The organism is Polaribacter sp. M10 (assembly GCF_054968445.1).
Map to the genome: position 1 here is coordinate 98,605 of NZ_JBSSBG010000009.1, position 22,143 is coordinate 120,747.

Annotated in this window: 17 protein-coding genes; 13 read left to right on the forward strand and 4 right to left on the reverse strand. The window is 30.3% G+C overall.

The features are described from left to right. Together ACWYN7_RS10130 and ACWYN7_RS10135 are read left to right on the forward strand one after the other, a co-directional pair. Positions 1-675, forward strand: coding sequence for a TrmH family RNA methyltransferase (locus tag ACWYN7_RS10130; RefSeq protein WP_462859813.1), 675 nt, complete (start codon positions 1-3; stop codon positions 673-675). Positions 676-677: 2 nt separating this feature from the next. Continuing rightward, positions 678-1,268, forward strand: a complete 591-nt coding sequence (locus ACWYN7_RS10135; protein WP_462859814.1) for a YdeI/OmpD-associated family protein — start codon at positions 678-680, stop codon at positions 1,266-1,268. A 19-nt stretch (positions 1,269-1,287) separates the two neighbouring features. Here ACWYN7_RS10135 and ACWYN7_RS10140 read toward each other — a convergent pair whose 3' ends face one another. From ACWYN7_RS10140 to tsaE, 3 genes are read right to left on the reverse strand one after another with little or no spacing between them, the layout of a single operon-like run. Continuing rightward, a complete protein-coding gene (locus ACWYN7_RS10140) occupies positions 1,288-1,656 on the reverse strand; it encodes a DUF4258 domain-containing protein (protein WP_462859816.1) in 369 nt (122 codons plus the stop codon). Between the two features lie 48 nt (positions 1,657-1,704). Next, positions 1,705-2,901 (reverse strand): alanine dehydrogenase, encoded by a 1,197-nt coding sequence (locus tag ACWYN7_RS10145; protein ID WP_462859817.1) that lies wholly within the window; start codon positions 2,899-2,901, stop codon positions 1,705-1,707. 7 nt (positions 2,902-2,908) lie between these two features. Beyond that, positions 2,909-3,316 carry a tRNA (adenosine(37)-N6)-threonylcarbamoyltransferase complex ATPase subunit type 1 TsaE gene (gene tsaE, locus ACWYN7_RS10150; RefSeq protein WP_462859818.1) on the reverse strand — a complete coding sequence of 136 codons (408 nt, stop codon included), beginning with the start codon at positions 3,314-3,316 and terminating at the stop codon, positions 2,909-2,911. Between the two features lie 222 nt (positions 3,317-3,538). Between tsaE and ACWYN7_RS10155 the strand changes: the two genes are divergently transcribed. From ACWYN7_RS10155 to ACWYN7_RS10165, 3 genes are all read left to right on the forward strand, one after another. Continuing rightward, a complete protein-coding gene (locus tag ACWYN7_RS10155; protein ID WP_462859819.1) occupies positions 3,539-4,219 on the forward strand; it encodes a hypothetical protein in 681 nt (226 codons plus the stop codon). Between the two features lie 10 nt (positions 4,220-4,229). After that, positions 4,230-5,921, forward strand: coding sequence for a hypothetical protein (locus ACWYN7_RS10160; RefSeq protein WP_462859821.1), 1,692 nt, complete (start codon positions 4,230-4,232; stop codon positions 5,919-5,921). Positions 5,922-6,202: 281 nt separating this feature from the next. Then, the gene (locus ACWYN7_RS10165) at positions 6,203-10,198 is read left to right on the forward strand and encodes an FG-GAP-like repeat-containing protein (RefSeq protein ID WP_462859822.1); all 3,996 of its coding nucleotides are present in this window, start codon (positions 6,203-6,205) and stop codon (positions 10,196-10,198) included. A gap of 49 nt (positions 10,199-10,247) precedes the next feature. On the opposite strand, the gene porX is transcribed toward ACWYN7_RS10165, so the two are convergent. Then, entirely contained in the window at positions 10,248-11,795 is a 1,548-nt protein-coding gene (porX, locus tag ACWYN7_RS10170; protein WP_462859823.1) for a T9SS response regulator signal transducer PorX, read from the reverse strand. Between the two features lie 251 nt (positions 11,796-12,046). On the opposite strand from porX, the gene ACWYN7_RS10175 reads away from it, so the two are divergent. The 8 genes from ACWYN7_RS10175 (at position 12,047) to ACWYN7_RS10210 (ending at position 22,092) form a co-directional block, all read left to right on the forward strand. Continuing rightward, positions 12,047-13,270, forward strand: a complete 1,224-nt coding sequence (locus ACWYN7_RS10175) for an HD domain-containing protein (protein ID WP_462859824.1) — start codon at positions 12,047-12,049, stop codon at positions 13,268-13,270. Positions 13,271-13,315: 45 nt separating this feature from the next. Beyond that, positions 13,316-14,344 carry a UDP-3-O-(3-hydroxymyristoyl)glucosamine N-acyltransferase gene (gene lpxD / locus ACWYN7_RS10180; protein WP_462859826.1) on the forward strand — a complete coding sequence of 343 codons (1,029 nt, stop codon included), beginning with the start codon at positions 13,316-13,318 and terminating at the stop codon, positions 14,342-14,344. A gap of 4 nt (positions 14,345-14,348) precedes the next feature. Next, the gene (locus tag ACWYN7_RS10185) at positions 14,349-15,740 is read left to right on the forward strand and encodes a bifunctional UDP-3-O-[3-hydroxymyristoyl] N-acetylglucosamine deacetylase/3-hydroxyacyl-ACP dehydratase (RefSeq protein ID WP_462859827.1); all 1,392 of its coding nucleotides are present in this window, start codon (positions 14,349-14,351) and stop codon (positions 15,738-15,740) included. Between the two features lie 3 nt (positions 15,741-15,743). After that, positions 15,744-16,529: an acyl-ACP--UDP-N-acetylglucosamine O-acyltransferase gene (lpxA, locus tag ACWYN7_RS10190; RefSeq protein ID WP_462859828.1), complete on the forward strand. Its 786-nt coding sequence runs from the start codon at positions 15,744-15,746 to the stop codon at positions 16,527-16,529. Between the two features lie 8 nt (positions 16,530-16,537). Next, positions 16,538-17,104 carry an elongation factor P gene (efp, locus tag ACWYN7_RS10195; RefSeq protein ID WP_462859829.1) on the forward strand — a complete coding sequence of 189 codons (567 nt, stop codon included), beginning with the start codon at positions 16,538-16,540 and terminating at the stop codon, positions 17,102-17,104. 60 nt (positions 17,105-17,164) lie between these two features. Beyond that, positions 17,165-18,085 carry a UDP-3-O-(3-hydroxymyristoyl)glucosamine N-acyltransferase gene (locus ACWYN7_RS10200; protein WP_462859830.1) on the forward strand — a complete coding sequence of 307 codons (921 nt, stop codon included), beginning with the start codon at positions 17,165-17,167 and terminating at the stop codon, positions 18,083-18,085. 66 nt (positions 18,086-18,151) lie between these two features. After that, positions 18,152-19,024: a succinate--CoA ligase subunit alpha gene (gene sucD / locus ACWYN7_RS10205; RefSeq protein WP_462859831.1), complete on the forward strand. Its 873-nt coding sequence runs from the start codon at positions 18,152-18,154 to the stop codon at positions 19,022-19,024. A gap of 104 nt (positions 19,025-19,128) precedes the next feature. Continuing rightward, complete coding sequence (locus ACWYN7_RS10210) at positions 19,129-22,092, forward strand: M16 family metallopeptidase (RefSeq protein ID WP_462859832.1); 2,964 nt, start codon at positions 19,129-19,131, stop codon at positions 22,090-22,092. Positions 22,093-22,143 lie beyond the last annotated feature (51 nt).

A 22,143-nucleotide genomic window follows, 5' to 3' on the forward strand; every position in this document is an offset into this window, starting at 1 on the left:
ATGATGGATAAAAAACAGTTACAATATTTAGAAAGCTTTTTAACCGATAAAAGAAAGGATACTTTTAAAAATGTTTTAAAAAATAGAACAAGACATTTTACGGTAGTTTTAGAAGATATCTATCAACCACATAATGCGAGTGCTGTAGTAAGAACTTGCGATATTTTTGGCATCCAAGATTTACATGTTATCGAAAATAAATATATCAATAGAGTTTCTAGATATGTTGCCAAAGGTTCTCAAAAATGGATAACTTCTCATCGTTATAAAACAGATGGAAATAATACAAAAAACTGCTTAGACAAATTAAAAGAAAAAGGATATCAAATTATTGCAACTACGCCACATCATGATTCAGATTTTTTACAAAATTTTGATATTCATAAAAAATCTGCATTTGTTTTTGGTGCAGAGGCTGAAGGGGTTTCTGACATAGTAAAAGATAATGCAGACGGTTTTTTAAAAATACCTATGGTTGGTTTTACAGAAAGTTTAAATATTTCTGTTGCTGCTGCTATTATTTTGCAAGATGTTACTACAAAACTTAGAAATTCTAAATTAGATTGGCAATTATCAACCAAAGAAAAGGAAATTTTATATTTTGATTGGGTAAAAAAAACAATTAAAAATGTTGATGACATAATTACACACTACCAAGAAAAATTAAAAGACTAGAGATGAATAAAATTGACGAATACATTTCTAAAAAAGAGAAATGGAGTGATGAATTGACTTTATTAAGATCGATAATTACTTCTTTACCCGTAGAAGAAACGATAAAATGGGGTGCACCAACTTACATTTATAATGGTAAAAATGTTTTAGGATTAGCTGCTTTTAAAAATTATTGTGGCTTATGGTTTTTTCAAGGTGCATTGTTAAAAGACAGACATAAAGTATTTATTAATGCACAAGAAGGTAAAACCAAAGCCATGTTGCAATGGCGCTTTAATACTATTGATGAAATAGATGCAGAATTAATCAAAATTTATATTTTAGAAGCTATAGAAAATGTAAAATTAGGCAAAGAAATTAAAGTAGTTAGATCTAAAAAAGAAGTCGTTATTCCTGATGAATTGGCCGAAAAATTATCAAAAGAGAACACTTTAAAAACTAAGTTTGATGATTTAACAAATGCCAAACAAAGAGAATTTTGTGAGTATATATCATCAGCAAAAAGAGCAAGCACTAAACAAACTCGATTAGAGAAAATTATTCCGTTAATTTTAAGTGGTTCAGGTTTGTACGATAAATATAAGAATTGTTAAACCTTATATTAAACAGAGATTATTTAATAATAATTTTTTCTATAGTTGATGTAGAATCGCACCTAGAAACATATAAACTTACGTTTTCTAACTCTTTTTTACCTGTAATATAGTATTCAGCACAAGGTTTTTGTCTAGGTTTACTGCTGCTAAAATCAACATCGCCATTTTGTAAAATGGTCGAAATTTTAAGTGTATCTATATCAGAATTTAGCATTGTTTTTTTAGCATCATCAGAAAAAAATCTTTTTTTAATTCTAATGGTTTTTAATGTTCGTGCATCCATTCCGTAATCGAAAGTTGCATTTTTCTTTTGCCAAAAAAAATACACTCCAACTGAACTAATAGCAACTCCAACTAAATAATATCCAATTCTTTTAATTAACATTGTAAAATTTTGAGCTACAAATGTACTTTTTTACAATGAAAAAAGAGCTTATAAAATTAATAAATTAATATCTCTGTAAGGGATATCAAACCAATCTGCAACAGTTTTATTGGTTAAAATTCCGTGATAAAAATACATTCCGTTTCTCAAACTTTTATCAAAACGTGCAGCATTTTCAAAACCACCCTCATCTGCTATATTTAATAAATAAGGAGTAAAAATATTACTAATAGACACAGAAGCTGTTCTGGCGTATCTAGAAGGAATATTAGGTACACAATAATGTATAATTCCGTGTTTTACAAAAGTAGGATTGTTGTGAGAAGTTACACTCGAAGTTTCGAAACAACCACCTCTGTCTATACTAACATCAACAATTATAGCGCCTTCTTTCATAGTTTCTACCATTGTTTCAGTAGCACAAATTGGCGATCTATTTTTACCTCTAATAGCACCAATAGCAACATCACATCTCATTAAAGCCTTTGCAACAGATTTTGGCTGAATGGTAGAGGTATAAATAGGAGCATTTAAACAATGTTGTAATTTTCTTAGTTTAGAGATAGAGTTGTCGAAAACTTTTACTCTAGCCCCTAAACCTAAAGCTGTTTTTGCGGCGAATTCACCTACAGTTCCAGCACCAAAAATAACCACACTAGAAGGTGGTACACCACCAATATTTCCTAAAAGTAAACCATTACCTTTATTAGCTCCGCTCATTAATTCTCCTGCAATTAAAATTGAGGCAATACCTGCAATTTCGCTCAAAGATTTTACAACTGGGTAAGTGTCATGATCATCTTTTATATAATCAAATGCAACAGCCGTAATTCTTTTTTTCTCTAAAAGTTCAAAGTATTTTTTAGATTGTGTTTTTAGTTGAAGCGAAGAAATTAAAATTGTTTGCGGATTTATGTAAGTAATTTCTTTTTCTGTGGGAGGTGCAACTTTTAAAACAATGCTGCATTTAAAAGCTTCTTCAACATTATACGATATTTTTGCACCAGCTTCTGAATATTCTTTGTCTGTATAATTAGCCCCATCACCAGCACCAGTTTCTACTACAATTCGATGTCCGTGAGCAGTTAAGGCAGTAACTGCATCAGGAGTTAAACAAACTCGTTTTTCACCAACGTAAGATTCTTTAGGTAAACCAATAAATAATTCTCCTTTTTTCTTTTTAACCTCTAACATTTCTGTTTGTGGTATTAATTCTTCCTTACTAAAAGGAGAAAATGAACTCATAGTTTGGTTATTTTAGTTGAATATTACGTTGTTGATTCTCTAATACTGTAAGATGAATTTCAACAGCATCTAAAGGTAGTAAATTTTTGATATTTTCTGGCCATTCAATTAAACACCAATTATCAGAATAAAAATATTCTTCTATGCCCATATCTAGAGCTTCCTCTTCGTCGTTAATTCTGTAAAAATCAAAATGATATACGATTTCATTTTTTTCTGATTGATATTCATTAACCAGTGAAAAAGTAGGAGAGGAGATGTTGTCTAAAACTTCTAATTGTTTGCAAATTTCTTTAATTAGTGTTGTTTTACCAACACCCATTTGTCCGTAAAAAAGTAGCGTCTTGTTTTCTACGGATGAAATAAGTTCTGATGCAACTGCTGATAAATTTTTTAAAGAATAGTTTGTATTCATGGTAGTACAAAAATAGTGAAGTTATTGAAAAAAAATAGATTTTATCAAAATCTTAATTATTGTATAAAAATAAAGTGATTTTCATAAAAATTAGAGAGTTGGAGATTTAAAAATACCTATGAATAGGTATTGTATTTTCATTAATTCAAAGTCATATTTGCTAAAACTAATTTTATAAACTTAATAAATTATGAAAAGAATCAAATCAATTAAACAAAACCTATGAAAAAAATTATTACAACTTTACTCCTTGGTATTTTGATTTATGGAAATCAATATGCTCAAGATGAAATGATGTCAAATTCTATTAAAAACACAAAAAATGCAATTGGTGTATCATTTGGTACAGGGTTGGGAATAGATTATTCTAGAACCTGGAAAAAAGATAAGCTATATTTTTCAGCTAGCTACAATGCTTTTGTCTATACCATAGATGGAATTGAACAAGAAATTAGTGGAGAAGATTTAATCTCTGATACAAGTTTAGATTTTAAAAATTTTGATATAAAATTAAGTTATCATCCCTTTTCAAGTGCCTTTAAAATTGTTGGAGGAATAGGATTCTTCTCATCAAACAATATCAACATACTTACAACTTTTAAAAATAATATTACTGTAGGAGAAGTTGAGTTTAATGCAGAAGATTCTGGAAATTTGGATATTGACTTTAATTGGTCTAAAACTGCACCTTATTTGGGTTTAGGTTTTGGTAGAGCTGTACCTAACAAAAAGTTAGGGTTTGCTTTTAATTTTGGAACTTATTTATCTAGTTCTCCTGAAGTTACTTTAGATGCTTCAGGTATTATAGAACAAACAGAAGATCAGGAAGTTTTATTAAATGAAAGTTTTGAGAGCTTTAAATTTATTCCTTATGCTTCATTTAGATTATCATACTCATTTTAAAAAAAAAAATATGAAAAATATACTTAAAATATTTACATTATGCCTAGTAATAGTATCTTGTGATTTTCAAAAAGCCTTAGATTTACAGGATGATTTCGAAATTAAAGTTTCTGCTGAGCCTGTATTAAGCATCGTAAATTTAAAAGTTTTTAATGCTAAAGACGGTTCAGATATTATTGAAAATTTAGATATAAATTTTACAGGTAAGAATGCCGATAAAATATACACGGTTAATGGAACAAAAAATTTTAAAATTGAAAACGGATTTGTAACTTTAGGGATTCATAGAAATACTACTGTAACAGGAGATAGTCCTATAAGTGTAACAGCAGTAATTAGTGCAAATGGTTTCGTTACAAAAACTCAAGCTGTAAATTTTGATGGTAGCGATATTCAAGAAGTTCAGATTTCCATGTTAAAAGAATCGGACTTGCCTCAATCTATTTTTTTTAAGTCTGTTACTGAAAATTTAGTAGATAACAAGACGACTAAAGAAATCTTAATAGAAATTCCTCCTACAAACGATGAAGATGATATTATGGAAGTTTCTATACCTGCAGATACTGAGTTTTATGATGAAAATGGAAATACAATCACGGGAAGTGATGTTACCATAGAATTACAGACTTTTGACACGACTGTGCCAACTATAGATGAGCTTTCTGATAATGTTGTAAATCCAGAAACTTTGGCAGGTGGTTTTAACGAATTTCCTGGAAATTTAGAAATAGAGGCAGCAGCTAAAAGTAGTAATTTTAAAAAAACAACAGGCTCTTATTTATCTCCAATAGGATCTTTATATTGCATTTATTATTACGTAAACGGAAGGAGGGTTTCTGGTGTTTCTAGACCAACAACTTATTCTTTTAGTGTAAATAGTAGTATTATCAATCCAAACACGGGTCAAAATGTTAAAGTTGGAGACATAATTTCTTTTTATAGAACCGTTAACAATAAGAATACCAAGATAGCCGATGTTCCTATTTATAGTAGAACTTCTTGGTGGGGACGTACTTACCTATCTTTTACAGTAACTATACCTGCAGGTCCTGGTATTTATCCTTATGGTTTTGAATTAACACCTTCTTGTAATACATTATCTAGCGAAGGCGGAGTAACATTTAAAAATGATGGAAAAAGAACATTTTATTGTTATTATGTGGCTAATAAGTATAATCCACAAAGAGCTCTAAGATGGGGTTATATGTATTTTGATGGCACATATCAAGTAAATGGCAGTAATCTTGGATACTATCGAAATAGAGCATTGAATATGCTAAAAGATGATATGATTTTAACAATGTATTATTACAGCTATCAAGAGAGAAGATATAAGATAGTGTATAGTGAAGAAGTTAGTAAGTGTGATTTGGATGGGCAAACTATAGATATTTCTAATCAAGATTGTTATCAAGAAAGAGATCTAGATTTAAGTTTAGAATGCCCAGATGCTACTTATTTACTAAACAATTTATATGTTTATTATAAGAAAGAAAATGATCGTTATTGGTCTTATTTTGATAGAGTTTCTAACTCTAGATTAAATGGTAAATCACCATGTTTAGAATCAGGTCAAAAATATCAGTTTGGTTTTTGGTATGGTGGATGGAAAGTAACGCCACCATTAACAGAACAAGAAATGTTAAACCTTTATGAAAATTTTGATTTGCCTACCATATGTAACGCAATTAGAAATTTATAAAGTAGTATTTATTATTTTATTAAGTTTGAATAAACGGGCTGATTTTTAATTAGCTCGTTTTTTAAAATTATATAACTCTACTACATTTATAATACTACTCTTTTTTAACAGAGAAAACAATTGATTTTATTAATGAAAAGAATACAATTCTTACTATTATCTCTTCTAAAATAAATTGCCAAGTGAGTTTCTAAATACTAATATCAAGAGTAAATTAATGATTAAAAATGTTCAAAAAAATAATTGTATAAACTGGTTTTATCTAAATTTAAAGAATTCTGATGAAGTATATTTTATTTAACATAATAGCATGTATATTTTTTTTAAATCCTTCTAATGCTCAAAATTTTCAGCAGATTCAAGAATTAGCAGGTTTGGGTGTTTTAGAACAAAATAATGGTATAGCAGTAGCTGATTACGATGGAGATTTAGATTTGGATATTTTTGTTGTTGGAGCAAGAAAAGATGTAAATGATGAAGAAGAAACACATAGTAAACTGTTTAGAAATGATAACAATGGGGCATTTACAGATGTAACTAAAGAATCGGGCATATCAAATTTATTTCCTTCAATAAGCTACACACCATCAAATCCTGCCTTAGAAGGTGTAAAATATGGGGTCTCATGGGGTGATTATGATAATGATGGCTTCCCTGATTTATTTTTTACGCATCAATATAAAGTGCAACTCTTTCATAATAATGGAGATGGTACTTTTACAGAACAAACTACAGAAGCAGGTATAAAAAGCATCAATAATTGTCTAAATACAAGTGCCACTTGGTTCGATTTTAATAATGATGGATTTCTTGATATTTATATTTCTGATTGGGGTGAATGCGATTACAATAGTTTTTACATTAATAATGGTGATGGAACTTTTAAAAACGAATCACTAAAATTTGAAAGTTCCAAAAAAAATAGGCCTTCCTTTTTAGCTTTTCCATACGATTTTAATAAAGATGGTTGGTTAGATATTTACATATCTAATGATCTAGATGAACCTAATGAGCTTTTAATCAATGTAAATGGAATAGATAGTTTTGAAGATGCTGCAAGTTATGGTCTAGACCATGCAAAAGATGACATGGGTATTGCTATAAACGATTATAATAATGATGGAAATTTCGATTTTTTTATCACCAATATCAATGAAAATGCATTGCTTAAAAATAATGGAAATAACACCTTTACAGATGTAGCACTAGATAAAAATGTAAAAGAAACAGGTTGGGCTTGGGATAATATTTTTGCTGATTTTGATTTAGATGGAGATGAAGATTTGTTTATTGTTAACGGATTTGAATTAAGTGGACCACAAAATAATTTTTACTTTAAAAACTTACAAAATGAAGGTCAAGATACTTTTCAAGATATTTCATCAGAAATACAATTAAATGATGTTTCAAAAGGGTATAGTGCTTGTTCTTTTGATTTTGATAATGATGGCGATTTAGATTTATTTGTATCTAACTTAGATAGGGCATCTTATTTTTACAGTAACCAAACTATTGAGCCTAATCAAGCAAATAATTTCAGTTGGTTTAAATTATCTTTACAAGGTACAGTGTCTAATAGAGATGCAATTGGAACTACAATTTCAGTTGAAACAGACAAAGGTACTTTTCATCGGTATTATACTGGTATAGGTTTTTTATCACAAAGTTTACAAGCCGTTCATTTTGGTTTAGCAGACGCAACAATAATAAAAAAACTAACCATTAAGTGGCCTTTAGGTCTTATTGAAACCTACCAAAACCTTGAAGTAAAGGAGTATTTCAAGGCTACAGAGGGTAAGGGGTTAGAGGTTCTTACTGTACAACCAGCCAACTATATTTATGGCTGTACAGACCCAAAATCGTGTAATTATAATCCATTAGCAACAAGAGATGATGGCAGTTGTGAGTATTTGTCGGCTACAGAAATTACAGGTATAACTGAATCTGGTTTTAATAATATAGATACTTACAGCTATAATCTTTTAGAAAATAATCAAATTATATGGACAGTAGAAGGTGGTCATATTGTTGAAGGTCAGGGTACTAATTCAATATCTGTAACCTGGGGTTTAGAACCATTAGGAGTTGTCACAGCGCAAGTTTATAACGAAAATTGTATTAGTGACACATCGCCCCTTAATATAGCACTTAACATTAATAAGGCTACAGAAAATGTTTCAATTGCTAGAATTTGGAACGAAGCCCTTTTAGAAGCTATTCGTAAAGATTTTGCAAGGCCAACTGTGCATGCACGTAATTTATTCCATACCTCAGTAGCTTTATTTGATAGTTGGGCTATTTACAACAATACTGCAAGGCCATATTTTATAGGAAATACCGTTCATGGCTTTACAAGTAATTTAAAGGAATTTACACCATTAGAAACAGAAGATGTTTCTCAAAAAAAAGCAATGAGTTATGCCGTTTATCGACTTTTAATGCATCGTTTTAAAAATTCTCCTGGAGCCGAAAAAAGTTTAGAACGTTTTAGTTTAATCATGGATCAGTTAGGGTTTGATACATCTTTTACTTCAGTTGATTATGAAACTGGAGATGCGGCTGCATTAGGAAATTATATTGGCCAAAAGCTTATTGAATATGGTAAAAATGATGGTTCTAATGAGGGGAATGATTATGAAAATTCTTTTTATGAACCCGTAAATTCAGCATTAAATTTAAGTGTATTTGGGCAGCCCACAGGATTGTCAAATCCTAATCGTTGGCAACCTTTATCGTTTAACACTTTTATAGATCAAAGTGGAAATTTATTTACAGGATCTGTGCCAAGTTTTTTAGGTGCAGAATGGGGCAATGTACTTCCTTTTGCATTATCAGAATCTGATAGTGAATTATTTGAAAGAAATGGAGAAGCATATCGTGTTTATCATAATCCTGGACAGCCACCAGAGTTAGATATCACAAATAAAACCACAGCAAACGACGAGTATAAATGGAACTTTTCATTGGTTTCAGTATGGGGTTCTCACTTAGATCCTTCAGATGGTGTTATGTTAGATATTTCACCAAAAACCATTGGAAATATTGATATACAGAACATGCCAAAATCGTTTTCAGATTTTCCTGATTTTTATAAATTAATTGAAGGAGGTGATATTAGTAAAGGGCATTCTGTAAACCCATCAACAGGTCAGCCTTATGATGTGCAAATGGTTCCTAGAGGAGATTATGGAAGAGTGCTTGCAGAGTTTTGGGCAGATGGTCCAGATTCTGAAACACCTCCAGGTCATTGGTTTACTATTTTAAATTATGTAAGTGATCATCCTAAATTAGAAAAAAAGTTTAATGGACAAGGAGCAATATTAAGTTCGTTAGAATGGGATGTAAAAGCCTATTTTATTTTAGCGGGTGCTATGCATGATGCTGCCATTTCTGCATGGGGTATAAAGGGGTGGTATGATTATATACGACCTATTTCTGCAATTAGATATATGTGCGAATTGGGGCAAAGTACAAATCCTGATTTAGACAATTATCATATTGGAGGCATTCCATTAATTGAAGGTTTTATTGAAACAGTAGAAGTTGGTGACGCCTTAAGTGGCATAAATAACCAAAATGTAGGAAAGATAAAATTGTATTCTTGGAAAGGTCACGACTTTATTTCAAATTCTGAAACAGATGTAGCTGGTGTAGGTTGGATTTTAGCTGAAAACTGGTGGCCTTATCAAAGGCCATCGTTTGTAACACCTCCTTTTGCAGGTTTTGTATCTGGTCATTCTACATTTTCTAGAGCTGCAGCAGAAGTCATGACACTTATTACAGGAGATGAATTTTTTCCTGGTGGTATAGGCGAGTTTGTGGCCAAAAAAGATGAATTTTTGGTTTTTGAAAAAGGCCCTTCAGTGGATGTAGTGTTGCAATGGGCAACTTATAGAGATGCTTCAGATCAAACAAGTTTATCAAGAATTTGGGGAGGTATTCATCCACCAGCAGATGATCTTCCTGGTAGATTTATTGGAGAGAAAGTTGGGGTTGAAGCTTATAATTTTGGGATACCATATTTTAGTCCTCAGCCACCTACTGTAGAAAATTCAAAAGATATATCATTACATCCAAATCCTGCAAAATCAATATTATCTATCTCTGTATTTAATAATTTAGAATTTAAAAGTGTAGAAATATATAATTTACTAGGTAAGAAAATCTTATACTCAACTAGTAATAGTATAAACCTACAATCATTAGCAAAAGGTATTTATTTAGCTAAGGTGCTTACTAATAATGGAATACGAAATGAAAAATTTATAAAAAAATAATTTATATAGAGGTAATTTTTTAGTTAAAATAATAATAATTATAAATTTTTTACTTCGGACTATAAACAGCACAAGGTATAATAACTTCTTCTAAAGAAACACCTCCATGTTGATACGTGTTTTTGTAATATTTTACAAAGTGGTTAAAGTTGTTTGGATACGCAAAAAACAAATCTTCTTTCGCAAAAATAAAGGGACTATTCATAGCCACTGTAGGTAAAAAAATGTCTTTAGGATTTCGAACAGCAAAAACATCTTTGTCTTCATAACTCAAACTTCTACCCGTTTTATAACGTAAATTAGAACTGATATTTTTATCGCCAATTACTTTTGTAGGATTTTTACAATTAATTGTACCATGATCTGTTGTAATAATCAATTTCTTCCCTAAATTTTGAGCTTTTTGAATAATTTCGAACAATGGCGAATTCTTAAACCAGCTTAATGTTAAACTTCTATACGCTTTATCATCGCCAGCCAATTCTTTAATAACTTCCATTTCTGTTTTAGAATGCGAAAGCATATCAACAAAATTATAAACAACTGTTGTTAAATCGTTTTGCTTGGTGCCGTTAAAATTATCTGCTAATTCTTTTCCGCTTTTTAAAGAAGTAATTTTGTAATATTCGTGTGTAATATTTAAACTTAATCTTTTTATTTGGGCTGATAAAAATTCATTCTCAAACATATTCATTCCACCTTCATCAGTATCATTTTTCCAAAAATTTGGATAACGTTTTTCCATTTCAGAAGGCATTAATCCAGAAAAAATGGCATTTCTAGCATACTGAGTGGCAGTAGGTAGAATAGAGAAATAAGAATATTCTTCGTCTTTTTTATAATGATTATTAATTAATGGTTCTAGAATTCTGTATTGATCGTAACGTAAATTATCAATCACAACCCATAAAACGCCTTGATCTTTGCTTAATTCTGGTACAACATAATCTTTAAACAATGTATGCGAAAAAGTAGGTTTGTCATTTGAAGTTAAAAAATCTTCATAATTCTTTTTTATAAATTTAAAAAACTGACTATTAGCTTCTTGTTTTTGACTTTCTAAAATGCCCAACATTCCAGGATCACTAATATTCTCTAATTCTAACTCCCAGTGAATTAGTTTTTTATATAAGTCAATCCATTCCTCGTAAGAATTTACCATTGCCAAATCCATAGAAATTTTTCGAAACTCTTGCTGATAACTAGAAGTTGTTTTTTCAGAAACCAAACGAGAATGATCTAAATTTTTCTTTAAACTCAACAAAATCTGACTCGGATTTACTGGTTTTATCAAATAATCAGCAATTTTAGAACCTATGGCTTCTTCCATAATATATTCTTCTTCGCTTTTTGTAATCATTACAACAGGTAAGTTTGCTTTCTTTTGTTTAATTTCTCCAAGCGTATCTAACCCAGTTAAACCAGGCATATTTTCATCTAAAAAAACAATATCAAAATTCGTTTCATCAACTAAATCAATAGCATCAGCACCATTTGTACAAGTTGTAACTTTATAGTTTTTACGTTCTAGAAAAAGAATATGAGGCTTTAATAATTCGATTTCATCATCAACCCATAAAATTTGTATGCTACTCATATATTTTAAAATTTAAACTTTCAAGGTTAAAAGTACCATTTTGTTATATTTTTCTAAGGGTTAAAATGATAAAATATTGCTAATTTTAATTGATAAAGTATTCAATAATTAATAATCTAAAATCAGAAAACGATAAAACACCTATCAGTTTAAAACAAGTTTGATCATTTTTATAGAAAAACGAATATTTTTAATTTGCGAATTAAAGGCATTAAATCGTACTTTGCATTTAGATTGATAAAACCCATCTTTTGAAGAAAAAAAAGCCCAATAAACTCAAAATATTAAACGATCCTATCTACGGATTTATTCAAATTCCGAATTCTTTAATTTTTGATATTATAGAACATCCTTATTTTCAGCGTTTAAGAAGAATTGCACAAATGGGGTTGTCTAATTTGGTGTATCCAGGAGCAAATCATACACGTTTTCATCACGCTTTGGGTTGTATCCATTTAATGGAAAAAGCAGTTAGAGTGTTGCGTTTTAAACAAATAGAAATCTCTAAAGACGAAGAAAATGCAGTTTATATGGCTATATTATTACACGATATTGGTCATGGAGCTTTTTCACATGCTTTAGAGCATAGTATTGTAAGCGGAATTTCGCACGAAGAAATTTCTTTAAAGTTTATGAAAAAACTTAATGAAGAGTTTCAAGGAAAACTAAGCTTAGCCATCGAAATTTTTGAAGGGAAGTATCATCGCAAATTTTTATGTCAATTAATTTCTAGTCAGTTAGATATAGATCGTTTAGATTATTTAAAACGAGATAGCTTTTATACAGGTGTAACCGAAGGTAATATTTCATCAGACAGATTAATTGCTATGATGAATGTTAAAAATGATGAACTAGTTATAGAACAAAAAGGAATATATTCTGTAGAAAAATTTTTAATTGCCAGACGTTTAATGTATTGGCAAGTGTATTTGCACAAAACAGGTTTGGTTGCAGAAAATATGTTGGTTAATGTATTAAAAAGAGCCAAACAATTGGCAGAAAGAGGAGAGGAGTTGTTTGCAAGTTCTGCTTTAAATTATTTTTTATATAACCAAATACATCAAGATAATTTTACAGAAGAAACATTAGAAATGTTTTCGAAACTAGATGATTATGATATTCTGTCTGCCATAAAAGAATGGGTATATCATAAAGATAAAGTTTTAGCAATGTTGTGTAAAATGATTGTAGATAGAAAGTTGCTAAGAATCGAAATACAAAACAAATCTTTTACAGCATCTTACATCAATAAAAAGAAAGATAAGTGTATCAAAAAGTTAGAAATTGATCAAAAAGATATCGATTATTTTATATTTTCTCAAGAAATTAGAAATTTAGCCTATCAAACAGAAAAGCCAATTTATATTCTAAATAAAAAAGGAAAGCTTAAAGATATTGCAAAAGCATCAGATCAATTAAACCTGCAAGCGCTTACAAAACCAGTAATAAAACATTTTATTTGTTATCCAAAGTAAAATGAGATTAGCCAAATACCTATAAATTTTATACTTTTGCGGTTGATGAAATTTACAGCACAACAAATAGCAGATATTTTAGAAGGTAAAGTAGTTGGTAATCCTGATGAAGAAGTATCTAAATTATCTAAAATAGAAGAAGGTGAAAAGGGCTCTTTAACCTTTTTGTCTAACCCAAAATACAATCCATATTTATACACTACAAATGCTTCTATTGCTATTGTAAATGATGATTTTAAGTTAGAAAAAGAAATTTCTACTACACTTATAAAAGTAGAGAATGCTTATAAATCTTTCTCTAAATTATTAGAATTTTACAACGAAGTAAAAAACAATAAAACTGGTAGAGAAACACCACATTTTATTGCAACTTCAGCAAAAGTGGGTAGCAATGAATATTTAGGAGCTTTCTCTTACATAGGCGAAAATGTAATAATTGGTGATAATGTTAAGATTTATCCTAATTGTTACATAGGAGATAATACAGTAATTGGCGACAATTGTGTAATTTTTGCAGGTGTAAAAATTTATTCAGAAACTCAGATTGGTAATTATTGTAAAATTCATTCAGGCTGTACTATTGGTTCTGACGGATTTGGATTTGCACCCAATGAAAAAGGTGAGTTTAAAGCTATTCCACAAATCGGAAACGTTATTATAGAAGATTATGTAGATATAGGTTCAGGTTCTACAATAGACAGAGCCACATTAGGATCTACTATCATAAGACAAGGTGTAAAGCTAGATAACCAAATACAAATAGCTCATAATGTAGAAATAGGTAAAAATACGGTTATTGCAGCTCAAACAGGAGTTGCAGGTTCTACTAAAATTGGCGAAAATTGTATGATTGGTGGGCAAGTTGGTATTGTTGGTCATTTAGTATTAGGCAATAACATTAAAATTCAAGCACAATCTGGTATTACCAAAAACTTAAAAGATAATGAGGTTGTACAAGGAACCCCAGCTTTTAGTTATCCAGATTTTAATAAAAGTTATGTTTATTTTAGAAATTTACCTAAAATCGCAGAATCAATAAACAAAATTGAAAAAGATCTTAAAGCTCAAAAATAAAGGCATGAGTAAAAAACAAAAAACGATAGAATCAGAAATTACGTTATCAGGTGTTGGTTTGCACACTGGTAATAATGTATCAATGACGCTAAAACCAGCCCCAATAAATCACGGTTTTGCGTTTAGTAGAATAGATTTAGAAGGATCTCCAATTATAGAAGCCAAAGCTGAATATGTAGTAACCACGCAAAGAGGTACTAATTTAGAAAAAAATGGTGTTCAAATTCAAACTTCTGAGCATGTTTTAGCTGCTGCAGTAGGTTTAGATATTGATAATTTATTAATAGAGATTAACGCATCAGAACCTCCAATTATGGATGGGTCTTCTAAATATTTTATAGAAGCTCTAGAAAAAGCGGGTATTAAAGAACAAGAAGCTGATATTGAAGAATACGTAGTTAAAGAAATTATTTCTTACAAAGACGAAATTTCTGGAAGCGAAATTATTTTAATGCCTTCAGATCAATATCAAGTAACAACAATGGTAGATTTTGGAACTAAAATTTTAGGAACTCAAAATGCTACTTTAGAAGATATTGCCGATTTTAAAACTGAAATTGCAGATGCAAGAACTTTTAGTTTTTTACACGAAATAGAAATGTTGTTAGAAAATGACCTTATTAAAGGAGGTGATTTAAACAATGCTATTGTTTATGTTGATAAGGAATTGTCTGATAGTACAATGCAAAAATTAAAAAAAGCATTTAAAAAAGATAATATTTCTATAAAACCAAACGGAATTTTAGACAACCTAAATTTACATTGGGCAAACGAAGCTGCTCGTCATAAATTATTAGATGTTATTGGCGATTTGGCTTTAGTAGGCACAAGAATTAAAGGTAAAGTAATTGCTAATAAACCAGGACATTTAGTAAACACTCAGTTTGCTAAAAAATTAGCAAAAATCATAAAAACAGAAAAGAGAAACTACGTTCCTCAATATGATTTAAATGCACCACCTTTGTTAGATATTCATCAAATTATGGATATTTTACCTCACAGACCTCCATTTTTAATGATAGATCGAATTTTAGAACTATCAGACAAGCATGTGGTTGGTATGAAAAATGTTACCATGAACGAAAATTTCTTTGTTGGTCATTTTCCTGGTGCTCCAGTTATGCCAGGTGTTTTACAAGTTGAAGCTATGGCTCAATGTGGAGGAGTTCTAGTATTAAGTACAGTTCCAGATCCAGAAAACTACTTAACTTATTTTATGAAAATGGATAATGTTAAGTTTAAACAAAAGGTTTTACCTGGAGATACATTAACGTTTAAAGCAGAATTAATTACACCTATTAGAAGAGGTATTTGCCATATGCAAGCATATGCTTATGCAAATGGAAAATTAGTAGCAGAAGCAGAATTAATGGCACAAATAGCCAGAAAAAAATAAAATATGAATCAACCTTTAGCCTATGTACATCCCCAAGCAAAGATTGCAAGAAATGTTGTAATAGAACCATTTACTACCATACATAATAATGTAACAATTGGTTCAGGAACTTGGATAGGTTCTAACGTAACCATTATGGAAGGAGCTAGGATTGGAGAAAATTGTAGAATTTTTCCAGGTTCAGTAATTTCTGCAATACCACAAGACTTAAAATTTAACGACGAAGAAACTACAGTAGAAATTGGAAACAATGTTACTGTTAGAGAGTGTGTTACAATTAATAGAGGAACCAAAGATAGAATGAAAACTGTTGTGGGTAACAATTGTTTAATAATGGCATATTGTCATATTGCACACGATTGTTTTGTTGGCGATAATTGTATTTTTTCTAACAATACTACTTTAGCAGGTCATGTAACTATTGGTAGTTATGTAGTTTTAGCAGGTATGGTTGCAGTGCATCAATTTGCATCTATTGGTAATCATGCTTTTGTAACTGGTGGTTCTTTGGTTAGAAAAGATGTACCTCCTTATGTAAAAGCGGCAAGAGAGCCATTATCTTACGTAGGTATAAATTCGGTTGGTTTAAGAAGAAGAGGGTATACCACAGAAAAAATTAGAGAAATTCAAGCTATATTCAGAATTTTATTTCAAAAAAACTACAATAATTCTCAAGCTATAGATATTATAGAAGCAGAAATGGAAGCAACTCCAGAACGTGATGAAATCATTCAGTTTATAAAAGATTCTCACAGAGGAATAATGAAAGGATATTATAACGCAAATTAAATAAATAAATGGCAACAACATCAGATATTAGAAACGGATTATGCATCAGATATAATAATGATATTTATAAAATTGTAGAATTTTTACACGTAAAACCAGGTAAAGGACCTGCGTTTGTAAGAACAAAATTAAAAAGTGTTACCAATGGTAAAGTTGTAGATAATACTTTTCCTGCAGGTAGAAAAATTGATGATGTTAGAGTAGAAACACACAAGTTTCAATACTTATATAATGATGGAGATACCTATCATTTTATGAATGAGCAAGATTATTCTCAAATTCAATTGCAAAAAAATGCTTTAGATACTCCAGAGTTAATGAAAGAAGGAGAGATTGTAACCATCATTATCAATTCTGAAGATGATATGCCTTTGTCTGTTGAAATGCCACAAAGCGTTATTTTAGAAGTTACACATACAGAACCAGGTGTTAAAGGTAACACAGCAACAAATGCAACAAAACCAGCAACTGTAGAAACTGGAGCATCAGTAAATGTACCTTTGTTTATTAATGAAGGTGATAAAATTAAGATAGAAACAACAAAAGGAACTTACCAAGAACGAATTAAAGAGTAAAAAAGCTTTTAGCAATTAGCTTTTAGCTAATAGTCAATTGCCAAAAGCTAATAGCCAAATATGAAATTCAAAACTCCACAAACTTTACAAGAAATTGCATCACTTTTAGATGTAGATTTTATTGGTGATAAAAATTTTGAGATTCTAGGAATCAATGAAATTCACGTGGTAGAAAAAGGAGATATCGTTTTTGTAGATCATCCTAAATATTACGATAAAGCTTTAAATTCTGCAGCAACAACTATTTTAATCAACAAAGAAGTAGAATGTCCAGAAGGTAAAGCTTTATTAATTTCTGAGGATCCTTTTCATGATTTTAACAAGATTACAAAACATTTTAATCCATTTATAGCATCCAAAGTAAGTATTGCAGAAACTGCGATTATTGGTGAAGATTCTATAATTCAGCCAAATGTTTTTATTGGTAATAATGTAGTTATTGGTAAAAACTGTGTCATATATCCCAATGTAACCATTTACGATAATACTATAATTGGTGACAATTGTACAATTCACGCCAATACAGTTTTAGGGGCTGATGCTTTTTATTACAAAAACAGACCAACAGGTTTTGATAAATTAATTTCTGGAGGAAGAGTTGTTCTAGAAGATAATGTAGATTTAGGTGCTTCTTGTACTATTGATAAAGGAGTTACAGGTGATACAACCATAAAACAAGGAACTAAGATTGATAACCAAGTTCATGTAGGGCATGATACCGTAATTGGTAAAAAATGTTTAATAGCTTCACAAACAGGTATTGCAGGTTGTGTAATTATAGAAGATGAGGTTACCATTTGGGGACAAGTTGGTACCAATAGCGGAATTACAATTGGTAAAGGAGCTGTTATTCTTGGGCAAACAGGAGTTACAAAATCTGTTGCTGGAGGCAAATCTTATTTTGGTACGCCAATCGAAGAATCTAGAGAAAAATTAAAACAGTTAGCAGGTTTAAAAAGACTGCTAAAAGAAAATAAATAGTAAATATCTTTTTTATAAAAGTAAACAATAAACTATTTTTGTAACACAAAATAAATATCAGAGCAAATGAGTGTTTTAGTTAATAAGAATTCAAATATTATTGTACAAGGTTTTACTGGTAGTGAAGGAACTTTTCACGCGGGTCAAATGATTGATTATGGAACCAATGTTGTTGGAGGTGTAACTCCAGGAAAAGGTGGTCAAGAACACTTGGGTAAACCTGTTTTTAATACAGTTGCAGAAGCTGTAGAAAAAGTTGCAGCAGATACTTCAATTATATTTGTACCACCAGCATTTGCTGCTGATGCAATTATGGAATCTGCGGATGCAGGTATTAAGGTAATTATCTGTATTACAGAAGGTATACCTACTGCAGATATGGTAAAAGTAAAAGCTTACATTGCAGATAAAGATACAAGATTAGTTGGGCCAAACTGCCCAGGAGTTATTACTCCAGACGAAGCTAAAGTTGGTATTATGCCAGGTTTTATCTTTAAAAAAGGTAAAGTAGGTATCGTTTCTAAATCTGGTACTTTAACTTACGAAGCTGCTGACCAAGTTGTAAAACAAGGATATGGAATTACAACTGCTATTGGTATTGGTGGAGATCCAATTATTGGAACTACAACTAAAGAAGCTGTAGAAATGTTAATGAATGATGATGAAACTGAAGCAATTGTAATGATTGGTGAAATTGGTGGTAATTTAGAAGCTGAAGCTGCACAATGGATTAAAGCTGATGGTAATAGAAAACCAGTTGTTGGTTTTATTGCTGGACAAACTGCACCTGCTGGAAGAACAATGGGGCATGCAGGAGCTATTGTTGGTGGTGCTGATGATACTGCACAAGCAAAAATGGAAATCTTAGCTGCAAATGGTGTACACGTTGTAAGTTCACCAGCTAAAATTGGAGAAATGGTTGCGAAAGTATTAAAGTAATCTCCATTTCTTTAAATAACTGTTAAAGTTTTATAATAAATCTTATTAAAATCCGTTGAATTTGTAAATTCAACGGATTTTTTTATTCAACCAAATTAAATATTATGAAACAGATTAAAGTATTTGCTTTGAGTATGTTTTTAGTTTCAGCAATAAGCTGTAATACTAATAAAGAAAAAAGCTACGAAGTAACTTCGCAAAAAGACACCAATGGTATAACCTACGAAACTGTAGAAAATGATCCTACAGGTTTACGATTATATACCTTAGACAATGGTTTAAAAGTGTACCTCAGTAAAAATGAAGACGAACCCAAAATTCAAACTTATATTGCTGTAAGAGCTGGTTCTAATTACGATCCAAAAGAATCTACAGGTTTAGCTCACTATTTAGAGCATATGGTGTTTAAAGGCACTCACAGAGTTGGTACTGCTGATTGGGAAAAAGAGAAAGTGTATTTAGAAAAAATTTCTGATTTGTATGAGCAACACAGAACAGAAGAAGATCCAGAGAAAAAGAAAGCCATTTATCAAGAAATAGATAAAGTTTCTTTAGAAGCTTCTAACTATTCTATTGCTAATGAATATGATAAAATGACAGCTTCTTTAGGAGCAACTGGCACAAATGCTTATACTTGGTTTGAGCAAACTGTGTATACTAATAAAATTCCTGCTAATGAATTTAACAAATGGATTACATTAGAATCTGAACGTTTTAGCACGTTAGTGTTACGATTATTTCATACGGAATTAGAAGCGGTTTTTGAAGAGTTTAATAGAGGACAAGACAACGACTTTAGAAAACGTTATGCAGCCATGTTAGATGGTTTATTTCCAAATCATCCTTATGGTCAACAAACAACAATTGGTACAGGTCAGCATTTAAAAAATCCTTCAATGGTTGATATTCATAATTATTTCGATAAATATTATGTACCCAATAATATGGCTATTGTTTTAGTTGGTGATTTAGATTTCGATAAAACAATATCAAAAATAAAAGAAACTTTTGGAAAGTTCGAAAAGAAAGAGTTAACGCATCCAACTTTACCAAAAGAAGAACCAATTACACAACCCATTGTAAACGAGGTTTTCGGACCAACATCAGAAAATATTTCTATTGCTTACAGATCTGGAGGTGTAAATACAACTGATGAAAAAATGGTGACTTTAGTTGATATGATCATGGCAAATGGAAATGCGGGGTTAATCGACTTAAATTTAAATCAAAAACAAGTTGTACAGTACGCATCTTGTTCACCTACTTTTTTAAATGATTATGGATATCATACGTTTACAGGATCACCAAAATCAGGTCAATCTTTAGATGAGGTAAAAGATTTGTTATTAGAACAAGTTACAAAATTAAAGAATGGTGAGTTTGATGAATGGATGATTGCTGCAGTTGTTAACGACTTAAAATTAAGTGAAACTCGTCAATATGAAAATAATTCAGCTTTAGCAGATAAATATGTGGAAGCATTTATTTATCAACAAAACTGGGCAGATAGAGTAAAGTTTTTAGACGATTTAAAGAAAGTAACTAAAGAAGAGTTAGTCGCATTTGCAAATACTTTTTATCAAGATAATTATGTAGTTACCTATAAAAGAAAAGGTGAAGATAAAAATATTGTAAAAGTCGAAAACCCAGGAATAACACCAGTAAACTTAAATAGAGACAAAAGTTCAGAGTATATTTTAGCTTTTAATAAAATGGAATCTGAGGAATTAAAACCTCAATTTGTAGATTATAAAACGGCAATTAAAGAAACTAAAACAGAAAATGATATTAAAGTATCTTATGTTTTAAACGAAAAGAATGATTTGTTTGATATGAACATCATTTTTGATATGGGAAGTGATAATGATAAAAAATTATCCTTAGCAGCAGGTTATTTAGAGTATATAGGTACAGATAAATATACCAACGAAGAATTAAAAAAGGAATTTTACAAATTAGGAATTTCTTATTATGTAAGTACAGGAAGAGATAAAACCTATGTAGGTTTAAACGGATTAAAAGAAAATTTACCAAAAGGATTAGAATTGTTAGAGCATTTATGGGACAATGCCAAAGCTGATGAAGATGCATACAATAAATATGTTGAAAAAATTTACAAAGAGCGCCAAGATGGAAAAACCCAAAAAGGAAATATTCTTTGGAATGGATTAATGAATTTTGGTAAATATGGTGAAGATTCTCCCTTAAGAGATCTTATGCAGATTGATGAGTTAAAAGCCATAAACCCAGAAGAATTAGTTGCTTTAATTAAAGACATGAAAAACTACAAACAACGTGTTTTTTATTATGGTAAAGACGTTGATAATGCAGTAACAGCTTTAAATAATGAGCATAAGATTTACGGCGAATTAAAAGAATATCCTGTTGCAAAAGAATACAAAGAAACCGAAACTGGTGGTAATGTTTTCTTTACAGATTATGATATGGTGCAAACAGAAATGTTATTCTTAGCAAAAGGTGATCCTTTTACGCCAGAAAATATGGCTGCATCAACATTATTTAATACCTATTTTGGTAGCGGATTGTCATCTATTGTGTTTCAAGAAATTAGAGAATCTAAATCGTTGGCATATTCTGCATTTGCATCTTATCAAGGAGCATCAAAAAAAGATTCACCTAATTATGTTATGGCTTATGTGGGTACACAGGCTAATAAATTAGAACAGGCTGTAGATGCTATGATGGAGTTAATGAATGATATGCCAGAGGCTGATAAACAATTTCAAGCAGCAAAAGAATCAACCTTAAAAAAATTAGCAGCTCAAAGAATTACAAAATCAAATATTTTTTGGTCTTATGAAAGATTACAAAAATTAGGAATTGATAATGATAACCGAGAAGAAATGTACAATACCATTAAAAACATGACAATGGAAGATTTAAAAGCATTTTTTGATAAAAATATTAAAGGCGAATCTTACAATGTTATGGTTATTGGTAATAAAAAAGATTTAGACGTAAAATCTTTACAAAAACTAGGAAAAATAAAAGAATTGGAAGTAGATTATTTATTTAACTATGTTGATGAAAAAAAGGTAAAATCTTAATAGAAATACTTCCAAAAAGATAAAACTCGTAAGGTAAAATTTACTTTACGA

What these genes read in the sequence shown, in the direction of transcription:
- ACWYN7_RS10130 (WP_462859813.1), top strand. Translation starts at nt 1, where the DNA reads ATGATGGATAAAAAACAGTTACAATATTTAGAAAGCTTTTTAACCGAT.
- ACWYN7_RS10135 (WP_462859814.1), top strand. Translation starts at nt 678, where the DNA reads ATGAATAAAATTGACGAATACATTTCTAAAAAAGAGAAATGGAGTGAT.
- ACWYN7_RS10140 (WP_462859816.1), bottom strand. Translation starts at nt 1,656, where the DNA reads ATGTTAATTAAAAGAATTGGATATTATTTAGTTGGAGTTGCTATTAGT.
- ACWYN7_RS10145 (WP_462859817.1), bottom strand. Translation starts at nt 2,901, where the DNA reads ATGAGTTCATTTTCTCCTTTTAGTAAGGAAGAATTAATACCACAAACA.
- tsaE (WP_462859818.1), bottom strand. Translation starts at nt 3,316, where the DNA reads ATGAATACAAACTATTCTTTAAAAAATTTATCAGCAGTTGCATCAGAA.
- ACWYN7_RS10155 (WP_462859819.1), top strand. Translation starts at nt 3,539, where the DNA reads ATGAAAAAAATTATTACAACTTTACTCCTTGGTATTTTGATTTATGGA.
- ACWYN7_RS10160 (WP_462859821.1), top strand. Translation starts at nt 4,230, where the DNA reads ATGAAAAATATACTTAAAATATTTACATTATGCCTAGTAATAGTATCT.
- ACWYN7_RS10165 (WP_462859822.1), top strand. Translation starts at nt 6,203, where the DNA reads ATGAAGTATATTTTATTTAACATAATAGCATGTATATTTTTTTTAAAT.
- porX (WP_462859823.1), bottom strand. Translation starts at nt 11,795, where the DNA reads ATGAGTAGCATACAAATTTTATGGGTTGATGATGAAATCGAATTATTA.
- lpxD (WP_462859826.1), top strand. Translation starts at nt 13,316, where the DNA reads ATGAAATTTACAGCACAACAAATAGCAGATATTTTAGAAGGTAAAGTA.
- ACWYN7_RS10185 (WP_462859827.1), top strand. Translation starts at nt 14,349, where the DNA reads ATGAGTAAAAAACAAAAAACGATAGAATCAGAAATTACGTTATCAGGT.
- lpxA (WP_462859828.1), top strand. Translation starts at nt 15,744, where the DNA reads ATGAATCAACCTTTAGCCTATGTACATCCCCAAGCAAAGATTGCAAGA.
- efp (WP_462859829.1), top strand. Translation starts at nt 16,538, where the DNA reads ATGGCAACAACATCAGATATTAGAAACGGATTATGCATCAGATATAAT.
- ACWYN7_RS10200 (WP_462859830.1), top strand. Translation starts at nt 17,165, where the DNA reads ATGAAATTCAAAACTCCACAAACTTTACAAGAAATTGCATCACTTTTA.
- sucD (WP_462859831.1), top strand. Translation starts at nt 18,152, where the DNA reads ATGAGTGTTTTAGTTAATAAGAATTCAAATATTATTGTACAAGGTTTT.
- ACWYN7_RS10210 (WP_462859832.1), top strand. Translation starts at nt 19,129, where the DNA reads ATGAAACAGATTAAAGTATTTGCTTTGAGTATGTTTTTAGTTTCAGCA.